This is a genomic window from Pseudomonas sp. E1BtOHC1, assembly GCF_058744285.1.
Window position 1 is genome coordinate 3,989,937 of sequence record NZ_CP196023.1, and the last position, 13,453, is coordinate 4,003,389.

2 protein-coding genes (1 of these 2 running past the window's edge) are annotated in these 13,453 nt (G+C 65.6%); both read left to right on the top strand.

All coding sequences use genetic code 11. The features are described 5' to 3' along the window. The first annotated feature begins 4 nt into the window (after positions 1-4). Entirely contained in the window at positions 5-8,374 is an 8,370-nt protein-coding gene (locus tag ACSSVC_RS18315) for an amino acid adenylation domain-containing protein (RefSeq protein ID WP_492611126.1), read from the top strand. Next, positions 8,371-13,453: the 5' end (the start) of an SDR family NAD(P)-dependent oxidoreductase gene (locus ACSSVC_RS18320; protein WP_492611127.1), read on the top strand. It continues 13,133 nt past the right edge of the window; only the first 5,083 of its 18,216 coding nucleotides appear in the window; the start codon lies at positions 8,371-8,373; the stop codon falls past the right edge of the window. Before ACSSVC_RS18315 ends, ACSSVC_RS18320 begins: the two co-directional genes overlap by 4 nt.

Below are 13,453 nucleotides of genomic sequence, written 5' to 3' on the forward strand. Positions count from 1 at the left end.
TCAGATGTCTGTCAACGACTTGCAATCGGTCAAGAAAACCATTCGTCGCCTGTTAGCCGATGCCCTGGGCGTCAGCGCCAAGGACATCAGCGAAAGTCGAACCTTTTTCGAGCTGGGCCTGACGTCGCGTATCGGTGTGATGTGGATGGCCGAGGTCAATCAGACCTATCGGCTGAGCATTCCGGCGGTGCGCGCCTATAACTACCCGACGCTGGCCCGAATGGCCGAACTGGTGCATCAGGAGCTGGCCGCCCAGGGCGTCGAGGGCGATGTCCAGCGCCCGGCGCGCACGATGTTCGGACGCCGCCTGGTGCCCGCCGCCGTGACGCCGCCAGCCACCGACACCGCATCGCCGGTTGTCCTGGAGCAGGCCGCTACCGCCCCGGCCCCACGAAAGAAGCTGAGGTCATTTCGCGAGGCCTCGCCAAGCCATTCTCAGCCTGCCCAGGCAGTCCCGCTGAGTGCCTCCCCAGCGCCTGTGGGCCGGCCTGCATCGTCCAAGGCCGACGCTGGCGCCATCGCCATTATCGGCATGTCGGGGCGCTTTCCCCAGGCGCGCAACGTGGAGGCGTTCTGGGCCGCCGTGGCCGAAGGCCGCGACTGCATCAGCCGCGTTTCCCGGGACTACTGGCGCATGGACCAGGCCTATAGCCCGACGCGCCAGGCCGGCAAGAGCTACTCCGACGCCATTGGCGCGGTCGACGATATCGACCGCTTCGATCCGCTGTTCTTCAATATTTCCCCGGCCGATGCCGACGCCATGGACCCCCAGCAGCGGCTGTTTCTGCAAGAAGCGTGGAGTTGCCTGGAAGATGCCGGCCTGCATCCGCAGCAACTGGCCGGCAGCCAATGCGGGGTGTTCGTCGGTTGCGGCAACTATGGCCAGAGCCAGAATGGCAATGCCCTGAGCGCTGCCGGTTTCCTCGGTTCCAGCACCTCGATCCTGGCGGCGCGCATCGCCTACCTGCTGGACCTGCGCGGCCCCTGCCTGACCATCGACACCGCCTGTTCCGCCTCCCTGGTGGCCATCGCCCAGGCTTGTGACAGCCTGGTCATGGGCAACAGCGACCTGGCACTGGCCGGTGGCGTGTCGATCCTCAGCGATCCATCGATTCACATCATGGCCAGCCAGGCCGGCATGTTGTCTGCCGATGGCCGTTGCTACAGCTTCGACCAGCGGGCCAATGGTTTTGTCCCGGCCGAAGGGGTAGGGGTGGTGGCCCTCAAGCGCCTGGCGGATGCGCAGCGCGACAACGATCCGATCTACGCCACGCTGATCGGTTGGGGGGTCAACCAGGACGGCAAGACCAACGGCATCACCGCGCCGAGCCAGACCTCCCAGGCCGAGTTGCAGCAGGCGGTGTTCAAGCAGTTCAACATCGATCCGCGCACCCTGGGGCTGATGGAAGCCCACGGCTCGGGCACGTCCCTGGGGGACCCGATCGAAGTGGAGGCCCTGGTCAATGCGTTCAAGCCGTTCTCCAGCGATAGCGGTTTCTGCGCCCTGGGCTCGGTGAAAAGCAACATGGGGCACATGTTGGCGGCGGCGGGGGTGGCGGGGTTGTTCAAGGCGCTCCTGGCGATCCGCCATCGACGACTGCCGCCTTCGGCGCAGTTCCAGACCCTGAACCCACTGATCCAGCTCGAACAAACGCCTTTCTACATCCATACCGACAACCGCGACTGGAGCGTGCCCGCCGGCACTCGGCGCCGGGCAGGGGTCAGTTCGTTCGGCTTCAGCGGAACCAACGCCTACGTCGTGCTGGAGGAATACCTGCAGCCAACGCCAGAGCCTGCCACCGCGCCAAGCCCACAGATCATTGTGCTGAGCGCCCGCAATGAGGAAGGTTTGCGGGCTTATGCCGACGCGCTGCTGAGCTTTTTGCGCGCCGCGGCAGCGCCGCTGCGTCTTGAGGACCTGGCTTACACCCTGCAAGTCGGGCGCCTGGCCATGGAGGAGCGCCTGGCCCTGGTGGCCGACTCCGTGGAAGCGCTGGCAGAGGCCTTGGCCGCTTACCTGGCGGGGGCGACGGGCGATGAACAGGACGCCACAACGTTTCATGGTCAGCCGGCGGTCGAGCAGGACGCTGTGCTCGATGCCGACGAGGTCTCGGCCATGGCCTTGCGCTGGGCGCGGGAGGGCCAGTGGACGGCGCTGGCCCGGTTGTGGGTACGCCGCGGCGGTTTCGACTGGCAGCCCCTGTGGGCCCAGCGTGGAGAACCACGGCCGCAACGCCTGAGCCTGCCGACCTATCCGTTTGCCCAGCGCCTGTGCCAGATGCCGGTGTTTCAGGCCGACCGAGCCTCGCAGGCAGCGCAAGGGCTTTCGCAACTGCTGCAGCGCAACGTTTCCACGTTCGAGCACGTGGCGTTTCGTTCGGTGTTCAACGGCGACGAATTCTACTTTGCCGACCATGTGATTGCCGGGCGCAAAACCCTGCCCGGTGTCGCCTATCTGGAAATGGCCTGCATCGCCGGCTACCTGGCCTCGGGCCAGACGATTTCCCAGCTGCGCAATATTGTCTGGCTGCAACCTTTCCTGGTGGACCGCGAGCCGGCCACCCTGGAGCTGCGCCTGAAGCACAAAAACACCAAGACCCGCTTTGAAATCCATGACCTGCGCCAGGCTGGCGAACACCTTTGCGCTCAGGGCGAGATAGTCATGGACCCCCAGCTTCCCGCCATGCCGGCGCTGCCGGACCTTGCCGGGTTGCTGGCCAATGCCCAGGTGCTGGACGAGCAGGCCGGGTGTTATGCGCGTTTCGATGCCCAGGGTTTCGCCTATGGCGTGACCTTTCGCGGGATCAAGACCCTGTCTCGCAGTGGGTCCTACCTGATCGCCGATATCCAGCGCCAGCCGGCCGGCCGCCGGGGTGAACCGGCGGTGCCCGAGGGGCTGGGCGAGCTGTACCCGCTGGTGGATGGTTTTATCCTCAACCCGGCGCTGCTCGACAGTGCATTCCAGCCGTGCATTCGTTTTTGCGAGAGTGAAAACCCCAGCAGCACCTACATCCCCTATGCCCTGGACCAGATCACCGTGTTCAAGGCCTTGCCCGAGCGCTTCTACAGCATTGCGCAACTGCGTGAAATCGACGCTGAAAGCGCCCAATGCTCGGTGTACATCCTCAGCGACAGCGGCGAACTGCTGGTGCATATCGACAACCTGACGTTGCGCCCCATCAAGCAGCAGGCATCGGCGCCGAGCCTGCGCTATCGCATGGAGTGGCTGCCCGCTGCGCCGGCGCCAAGCATGGCTGCTGCAGCGTTACAGGCCCCGCGCCTGTTGTTTGTCGCCGACGCGCAAATGGCCGCCCATCTGGCACGGCCCCAGGACACCCTGGTGTATCCCGGCGCCGAATTTCGCTGCGTGGCGGCCCGGCACTACGAAGTGGCGCCCGGCAACCCGGAGCATTACGCGAGGCTGTGGGACGCCTGTGGCACCCAGGAGATGACCATTGTCCATGCCTGGGCACTGGGCGCGCCTTCGGCGTTGCAGCAGGCCCTGACGGTGAATCTGTACTCGCTGCTGTTCATCAGCCAGCAGCTGCTGCACCACGGCGCCGCCAAGGGCACGACGCTGCTGCATTTCTATCCCCATGAGGTGCCGGCGGGTGTCGCCGTGGGCGGGTTGATGCGCAGTCTGGCGGCTGAACAGCCGTTGTGGGTGGCGCGTTCCGTCGGTTTGCCCGGCTATCCGGTCCAGCGTCTGGCCGAACAGATGGAACGGGAAATCGCTGTCCAGCAGGCCCCCGGCCAAGGTGTCGAAGTGCGGCTTGAGCAGGACCAGCGCCTACTGTTGACGGCCGCGCTCGACACGCAAGTCGCCACAGGAACGACGGGATTGCGCGAGGGCGGGGTGTACCTGATCAGCGGTGGGGCGGGTGGCTTGGGGCTGATTCTGGCCCAGGCGCTGGTACAGGGTTATCAGGCGCGGGTGATCCTGACCGGGCGGACGCCGCAGGCGCAATTGTCGGCGGCGACCCGCGAGCGTCTTCAAGCGCTGAATCACAACCCCCAGGGCGGGCAGGTGGAATACCAGGCCGTGGACATCACCGACGGGCCCGGCATTACCCAACTGGTGGCCTCGATCAGGCAGCGAGCCGGGCGTATCCACGGCGTGTTCCATTGCGCCGGAACCCTGGAAAACGGAGTCCTGGCGAGCAAAAGCGCCGAACAGATCGCCGCCATCGTCAACCCCAAGGTCATGGGTGTGACCCTGCTGGATCAGGCCCTGGAACACGAAGCGCTGGACCTGTTCGTGGTCTATTCGTCGATTTCGGCGGTCATGGGTTTTGTCGGTCAGACCGACTACGCCTATGCCAATCGTTTCCTCGATGGCTTTGTGGCCCAACGGCAACGCCGGGTCCAGCAAGGCATGCGCCAGGGCCGTAGCCTGTCGATCAACTGGACCTTGTGGCGCGACGGCGGCATGCAGCTCGATGAGCAGAGTACGGTGTTCCTGGAGCGCAGTCGTGGCTTGGTGGCCCTCGACACTGACGCCGGCGTGGCTGCCCTCAAGGGCTGCCTGGGCGCTGAAGGGGGCACGCAACGGGTAGTGGTTCAGGGGCAGGCCAGTGCCATCCAGGCGGCCTGGAATGAATTTCCCAAGACGTCGGGCCTCGCCGCGCCGGCGCCCCGTCCGCCAGCCGCCAGCCCGATGGGACAAGACCTGTCGGCGGTGGGGGAACGCACCCTGACTGAACTGGCGGACCTGCTCAAGCTGGCGCCCGGCGATATCGACCCCGACCAGGACCTGATGAAGTACGGCCTGGACTCCATTGGCGCGATGATGCTGATCAACAAGATCAACGACGCCTTTGACATCAACGTGCAACCGGCGGCGTTGCTGCGCCATACCAGTCTCAGGGCCTTCACCGCCCATATCTGCGGGGAGCATCTGCCCGAGGCCGTCAGCGCCGTGCCGGCGCAACCACAACTGCAACCTGAACCGAAAGCGCCAGCGGCGCCTGTCGCCGAACCCGCGATTGCGCTGAGCTATCCCGATCCGTACCTGGCTCCTGTGCCCAAGGTCGACTGGATCGATAGCATCGCGCCGCAGGGCAATGCCCAGGTCTGGCCCATGAGCCACGGCCAGCAATCGTTGTGGTTTATCCATAAGCTCAACGAGCACAGCGCGGCGTATCACATCGCCATGACCTTGCGCTTGCGCTCGCCCCTGGATCGCTCTGCCCTGGAGCGCAGCTACAGCCTGCTGGTGCAGCGCCATCCGGCATTGCGTACGCGGTTCAGCGAACGCCAAGGGCAACCGGTTCAGGAAATTGCGCCCTCGATGGTTCCCGACATCGGCGTGAGCAACCTGATCGGCCAGTCGCCGGAGCAGGTTCAAGCCGCGCTGCAAGCGGCCCATCGCCAGCCGTTCGACCTGCAACACGGCGCGCTCAGCCGGTTGCGTCTGTTCATCTGCGGTGAGCACGACACCCTGGTGCTGTGGACCGTCCACCATCTGGTCTCGGACGCCTGGAGCCAGTGGCTGTTGCTCGATGAACTGCTCAGCGGCTACCAGGCCCTGCGCCGTGGCGAGGAGCCGGCACTGACCCCGTTGACCGCCACGTTCGCCGATTTCGTGCGTGAGGAAGAGGCTTTTCTGCTCAGCAGCGCCGGACAACAGCAGCGCGACTTCTGGAAGCAGCGGCTGGCCGACCGCGACGTGCGGTTGAACCTGCCGCTGGACTTTCCGCGGCCCACTGCCCAGACCTTCAATGGTGCCTCTGTGGCGATCCAGTGCAGCCGCGAACTGAGCGACGGCATCAAGGCCCTGGCGCAGCGTGAAGGCGTCACGGTGTTCACCGTGCTCTTGGCCGCCTATCAATGCCTGCTCGGGCGCTACTCCTCGGACCGTCAGGTATGGATAGGTTCGCCGGTTTCGGGACGCATCAATCAGCGTTTCAACCCGTTGGTGGGCTATTTCGTCAACTCGGTGGTGCTGACCGCCGATCTGCGTGCCAACCCGTCCTTCAGCGAGTTGCTGCAACAGCAGAAACAGGTGGTGCTGGAGGCCCTGGAAAACCAGCGCGTGCCGTTCGCCAAACTGGTGCAAGAACTCAACCCCAGCCGCGAAGCCGGGCGTACGCCGCTGTTCCAGGCCGAGTTCGTTTATCAGAAACCGCACCAGAGCAGCGAACTGATCCGCATCCTGTCGCCCCGTGAAGGGGTACCGATCCAGCACCAGGGACTGCACCTGGAGTCCGTGCCTTTTGCCCAGCAAGAGGGCCAGTTCGAGATTGGCCTGGAAATGATGGATATCGATGGGCAACTGGCCGGCGCCCTGAAGTTCAATGCCGACCTGTTTGCCGCGCCGACCATGGCGCGCATGCGGGACAGTTTGCTGATCCTGTTGCAGCACTGCGTCAGCCAACCGGGGACTCCGGTCTGGTCGCTGCCGGTGGTTGCCCAGCAGGACCTCGCGCGTTCGTCCACCTACTTGCAGGGCCGGCAGATCACCGTGGCGCCCTTGACCACGGCCCAGCTGTTCGAGCAGCAAGTGGCGCGACACGCCACGCAGGCTGCGTTGATCGACGCCCAGCGGACCTGGACCTACGAGGCCTTGAATCAGCGGGCCAATCGCATGGCCCAGCAGTTGCGAGCCAGCGGTCTGCGACCCGGGCAGGGTGTGGCCTTGTGCATGCAGCGCTCGGGGGACTTGGTCGCCGCGTTGCTCGCGGTATTCAAAGCCGGTGGCTTCTATATTCCGATGGACCCGGGCTTTCCCGCCCAGCGCCTGCAACACATGCTCGATGACGCCCGGCCGGCCTTCATGCTGGTCGACAGCCTGAGTCAATTGCCCCAGGGCTTGACCCTGGGCACTACGCAGTTGCTCGATCTGGCTGCGCAAGCCGCCGCCATCGAAGCGCGCCCGGCGGACAACCTGCCTGGCCCATCGGGCATGGAAGACTGCGCCTACGTGATTTACACCTCGGGCTCCACCGGGCGCCCCAAGGGCGTGCAGATCGGCCATCAGGCCTTGAGCAACTTCCTCCAGTCCATGGCCCGGGAACCGGGGATTTCGGCGCAGGACCGTTTGCTGGCGGTGACCACCATTTCTTTCGACATCGCCGCGCTCGAACTGTATCTGCCGCTGGTCAACGGCGCCTGCGTAGTTCTGGCCTCCCGCGAGGCGGCCATGGACGGCCTGCACTTGCAGCGCCTGCTTGAGGAACAGCGCATCACGCTGATGCAAGCCACCCCGACCACCTGGCAGATGCTGGTGAGCACTGGCTGGGCCGGCAAGCCGGACTTGCGCATTCTGTGCGGTGGCGAACCCTTGCCCCGCAGCCTGGCGCGTGAGCTGCGTTCGCGCAGCCGTGAACTGTGGAACCTCTACGGACCCACGGAAACCACGATCTGGTCCTGTGTCGAGCAGGTCGATGACCAGGGCGATTCAGCCATCGTGCCGATTGGCAAACCGATCGACAACACCCGCCTCTACATCCTCGATGGGGCCCAGTCGCCAGTGCCGCCCGGGGTGGCCGGTGAGCTGTGCATTGGCGGCGAAGGTGTGGCCATCGGCTACCTCAATCGCCCGGACTTGAATGCCGAAAAATTCCTCCAGACCCCCACCGGCCGGGTGTACCGCACCGGTGATCAGGCGCGCCTCACGCTCCAGGGACAGCTGGAGTTCCTGGGCCGCGAGGACGGCCAATTGAAAGTCCGGGGCTTTCGCATCGAGGCGGGGGAAATCGAAAACATCCTGCGCGGCCATCCCCAGGTGCGCGATTGCGTGGTCACCCTGCGCCAGCGCGGCGCTGGCGGCGATAGCGAAGGGGTGTTGACCGCCTATGTGGTCATCAGCGCCCCGGCGGTCCTGGACGAAGCCTTCAAGTCAGACCTGCGCCAACGCGTGGCGCGGGACTTGCCGGGGTACATGGTGCCGTCGTTGTTCGTGCGCCTCGACACGCTGCCGCTGACCCCCAACAACAAGATCGACCGCAAGGCGCTGCCCGAGCCGCAGAGCGAAGGCGCGCATTCCTCGGCGCCAGTGCCGGGCGGGGCAGAGCAGGTGGCGCGGATCTGGGCGGCCACTCTGGGCCTGTCAGAGGCGCGTGACGACAGCCACTTTTTCAACGCCGGGGGGACCTCGTTCACCGCGACCCGCTTGATCTACCAGATCCAGCAGGAGCTGGGCGTCACCCTGCCGGTCAGCCTGTTGTTCGAGCATCCGACCCTGGGTGGCTTTGCCGGCGCGCTGGCGCAGCGCACCCGCAACAGCGCCCCGGCAACCCCCGTCACGCCACAGCAGCCGGCCGAGCGTGCGAGCCACGACTCGGACCAGGCCTTGCTCGACATCCTTGCGCAATTGCAGAGCGGTCGACTCAGCGTCGATCAGGCCAATCGTTTAATGAGTGATTTCCAATGACTGCGTGCATTACCACCACCGACATCCTCAATCTGGTCAAGGACGGTCATATCTCCCTGATCCAGGGCCGTGATCTGCTGCGCCTGGTAACCGGCGTCAGCCAGCCCGCCAAGGATCAGCCTGCGGGCGCGATGGACATCGCGATCATCGGCATGTCCGGGCGCTTTCCCGGTGCCGACAGCACCGCCCGTTTCTGGGACAACCTCAAGGCCGGGCACAACAGCGTGACCGAGATCCCCCTCAGTCGCTGGGGCAGCCACGACTACTTCGACCCCGAGCGCAGCGCCAGCAACAAGAGTTACAGCAAGTGGGCCGGCCTGGTGGACGACATCAAGGGCTTCGATGCCGACTTCTTCAACATCAGCCCCCGTGAAGCCCTGCTGATGGACCCCCAGCAGCGGCTGTTTTTCCAGGAAGCCTGGTGCGCCATCGAAGACGCCGGTTACGCGCCGGGCAGTTGGTCCGACAGCAAGTGCGGGGTGTTTGTCGGCTGTGTTTCCGGTGACTATCTGCAACACCTGCGCGAGCAGCAGATGCCGGCCGATGCCTACAGCCTGACCGGCAACGCCTCATCGATACTCGCGGCGCGGCTGTCGTACTTCCTCAACCTGAAGGGCCCGGCGGTGGCGGTGGACACCGCCTGTTCATCGTCCCTGGTGTCGGTGCACATGGCCTGTGAAAGCCTGATCAGCGGCACCTGCGAGGTTGCCCTGGCCGGCGGCGTGATGCTGTACAACACCCCGGAAATGTTCGTCCTGGCCTCGCAGTTGGGCATGTTGTCGCCGGACGGGGTGTGCAAGACCTTTGACGAGCGGGCCAACGGCATCGTGATTTCCGAAGCGGTCGGCGCGGTGGTGCTCAAGCCACTGGCCGCCGCCGAACGCGATGGCGACACGGTGCACGCGGTGATTCGCGCCTCGGGCATCAATCAGGATGGCAAGACCCCAGGCATTACCGTGCCCAGTGCCTATGCCCAGACCCAGTTGCTCAGCGATGTCTATGCCCGCGCCGGGATCGACCCGCGCACCATCGGTTATGTCGAAGCTCATGGCACCGGCACCCGTCTGGGCGACCCCATCGAGTTTGAAGCCCTGACCGCAGCGTTTCGCCAGCACACGGACCACAACCAGTTCTGCGCCATCGGCTCGGTCAAGACCAACATTGGCCACGCCCAGGTCGGCGCGGGCATTACCAGCCTGATCAAGACCGTGTTGTGCCTGCGTCATCAGGCGTTGCCGCCGTCCTTGCACCTGGAACAGCCCAACCAGCACATCGACTTTGCCAACAGCCCGTTCTTCACCCTCGAGCGCCTGCAACCCTGGGCGTCCCAGGCCGAGCATCCACGGCGCGCGTGTGTCAGCTCCCTGGGCTTTAGCGGCACCAATGCCCATATCGTGCTGGAAGAGTACGTACCCGCTGCGCCATTGCCTGCCGCGCCATTGCCGGTCGACCAGACCGGCTTCCCCGGCGCCGCTGTCGCGGTGCTGTCGGCGCGCACCCCCGAGCGCTTGCGGGTCATGGCCGGGCGTCTGCTGCATTGGCTGGACAGCGAGGCGTCGCTGCCGGCTTTTCGCGATGTGCTGCACACCTTGCAGAACGGACGCGACCCGATGCCGGCGCGGCTGGCCCTGGTGTGTGAGTCCCTTCAAACCCTGGCCCAGGGGCTGCGCGGCTTCCTGGCGGACAACCTCGATCCGCAGCGAGTATTTGTCGGCGACGAACCCAGCGAACAGCAGCAACAGCGGGCCCAGGCCGAGCTTGCCGCGCTGCCACGGCCCCTGGCTGGCGACCTGGCCCGGCTGTGGGCGGCCGGTGCGCTGCTGCAATGGCCGCTGTTCTCGCCCCAGGACGGTGTCCGGCGCGTTTCGCTGCCGACCTATGCCTTTGCCTCGACGCCCTACTGGGCTGCGGGTACGCCCGAGGCCTGCGACACAGTGCCGGCCTTGCACCCGATCCTCTCCCGTCGGCTGAGCGGTACTGCCCAGCCCAGCTTCAGTCACCGTTTCGACGGCGACGAGGTGTACCTCAAGGACCACCTGGTGTCCGGGGCGCCGACTCTGCTCGGCGTTTCCCATCTGGAAATGGCCATCACCGCGCAGCGTCTGGCCGGGGAAGGGGGGCTGGACGGCCAGTTGCAGCAAGTGCAGAACGTGGCCTGGATCAAGCCGGTGATCGTCACCGATCAGCCCCGGCAGGTGCAGGTCGACCTGCAGGAAACCGAGCGTGGCACCGCCTACCGGGTCAGTGACGGGGCCGGGCAGCTGTATTCCCAGGGCCGGGTACGTCGGCTGCCGGCGCCGGCGCAGACGCCGCGCATGGACCTGGCCGCGATCAAGGCGCGCTGCGCCGAGGTCTGGCCTGCGCTGGAGTGCTATCGGATCTTCGATCGCAACGATCTGGTCTACGGGCCGGGTTTGCGCACCCTGGAAACCTTGTATTTCAACGCCAGCGAATCCCTGGCCCGCCTGGTCCTGCCCCAGTCCCTGCGCCACGACCTGGCGGCCTACACCTTGCACCCGTCGTTGATGGACGGCGCCTTGCAAAGCCTGTTGGGCCTGCTCGGCGATCCCAGCCAAGACAACACCTTGTACATCCCCTATGCCCTCAGCGAGATCACGGTTTATGCACCGCTCACGGCGACCTGCTACGCCTATGCCCGGGTGGCCGGCAACCACGGTTCGGCGCAGTTCGCCGAAAAACGTTTCGACATCGACCTGCTGAGCGACGACGGACAGGTACTGGCGGCCATGCGCAGCCTGTCCTACCGGCCTTACTCGTTGCGCAAGCAGGACGACCTGCAACTCTTTACCCCCCACTGGCAGGCGCAAGACTTCAACCTGCCGCTGGCGGCTCAGCCGTCGACCGCCCACAGCGTGCTGTTCACGGCGGCTCCAGGCGGCTGGCCGGCGCTGGAACAGGCCCTGGGTTTCAAACCCTGGTGCGTGTCGCCAACCCTGGCCGGCGAGGCTGCAGTGCAGGTCAGCGACGGCGGCAAGACCCTGGGCATCGACCCGCGCACGACCGGGCATTGGCAGCAACTGCTGGACGCACTGCCTGCCACCGGCGACCTCGATTGGCTGTTCCGGCTGGAAGAGGGGCTGCAAGGCGAGGCGCTGTTGCAACTGTTGTATCAATTGCTGCCGGTACTGGTGGCGCGCCAGCGTACTCAGGGGCGGTTGCTGTTTGTCAGTCGCTCGGGGCACTTCGCGCATCGCGCCCTGGCCGGGTTTGCCCGGGTCCTGGGTCATGAACATCCCGGGTTGCAGGCCTGTGTCCTGGAGGTGGCCGAGGGCTCCGAAGCCGAGGCCGTGCACCACGTGGCGCAAGAACTGCGGCATGCGCCGGGGGCCGCTCAGGTGTTGCTGCGCTACCGGCAACAGGCGCGTCAGGTGCAACGACTCAAGGGCCTGGAGCGCTCGGCGGCGCTCGCATCCCAGGGCCTGTTTCGCCAGGGCGGTGTCTACCTGATCAGCGGCGGTGCCGGGGCCCTGGGCCTGCAGATTGCCCGCCAGCTGCGTCAGCGCTTCGCTGCCCGGGTGATTGTCTGCGGTCGTTCCGCGCCGGACAGCGTGGCGCACGCCCTGGCCCAGGCCGAAGCACCCGGCTTGCCGGGCGTGACCCGTTATCTGCAGGCCGATGTCAGCCATCAGGCGGACGTCGCCGCGCTGCACCGGGCGATCAAGGCCGAGTTCGGTGCCCTCAATGGCGTCCTGCATGCCGCCGGGGCCATTCGCGACAGCCTGATCGTCAAGCAGGACCTGGCCAACCTGGGGCCGGTGATCGCGCCCAAGGTCGCGGGCGTCCAGCACCTGGATGAGGTGACTCGCGGGGATGGGCTGGACCTGTTCCTGGTGTTTTCGTCCATCTCGTCCCTGGCGGGCACTGTCGGCCAGTCGGCTTACGCCTATGCCAATGAATACCTCGATCATTTCGTCCAGTGGCGCGACGAGCAGGTGCAGGCCGGGCAGCGCCAGGGCAAATCCCTGTCGGTCAACTGGCCGTACTGGCGCGATGGCGGAATGCGCATCAGCGAGCAGAGCGAAACCCTGATGCGCAACGTGATGGGGGTACTGCCTCTGTCGCTGGATCAGGGCCTGGAGGTTGTGCTGGGGCTGTCACCGACGAGCCCCACCACGCTCTGCGTCGCGGTGGGGGATCGGGCGAAGATCGAAAAGGTCCTTGGCATGGCCTCCGCACAGCCCGTACCGAGCATGGCGGTGCGGCCAAACCCGGTGGCCGCGCAGGAGGGGCTGATCCAGGCGTTGGGCCGGCTGGCCGCCGACATTCTGCGCCGCGAGGCCAACAGTTTGCGTCCTCAGGTTGCCCTGACCGATTACGGTTTTGACTCCATCACCTATGTCGAGCTGGCCAACCGGATCAACCGCGACTACGCCCTGGACATTACCCCGGCGCTGTTCTTCGAGCACAAGACCTTGAGTGCCGTGGCCCAGTGCCTGGCCAGTGAATATGCGCTGGCCAGCGCTGATGCGCCGCTGATGGCCACGGCGCCGACGGCCACCACTCAGGGCGCTGACTTGATGGCCACACTCAAGGACCTGGCGGGTCAGGTGCTGCACAAGAGCGCAACCGGGTTCAACCTCGACACCGAACTGGGCAGCTACGGATTCGACTCCATCACCTATGTCGAACTGGCCAACAAGCTCAACGGTCATTACGCCATCGACATCACCCCGGCGCTGTTCTTCGAACACAAGACCCTGGCCACGGTGGGGGCCTTCCTCTCGGCCCAGTACCCGCAGATCGTTGCGCCGCCAGCGTCCATGCCGGAGCCTGCGACCGCTGCAGCCGTTGCCTCTCCCGTTGCCACAACCACGCCACAGCCCGAGACCGGCGCGATGCCGATCGCCATCATCGGCATGGCCGGGGTGCTGCCCGGGTCGAAGGACCTGGACAGCTTCTGGGAGCACTTGCAGGCGGGCGACGACATGATCACCACGGTTCCGCCGCAGCGCTGGAGCTGGGAGGCGATCTACGGCGACCCGGCCGAAGGTGGCAAGACCCGCGCCAAATGGGGTGGTTTCATCGACGATGTCGACAAGTTCGACAGCCTGTACTTCA

What these genes read in the sequence shown, in the direction of transcription:
- ACSSVC_RS18315 (WP_492611126.1), top strand. Translation starts at nt 5, where the DNA reads ATGTCTGTCAACGACTTGCAATCGGTCAAGAAAACCATTCGTCGCCTG.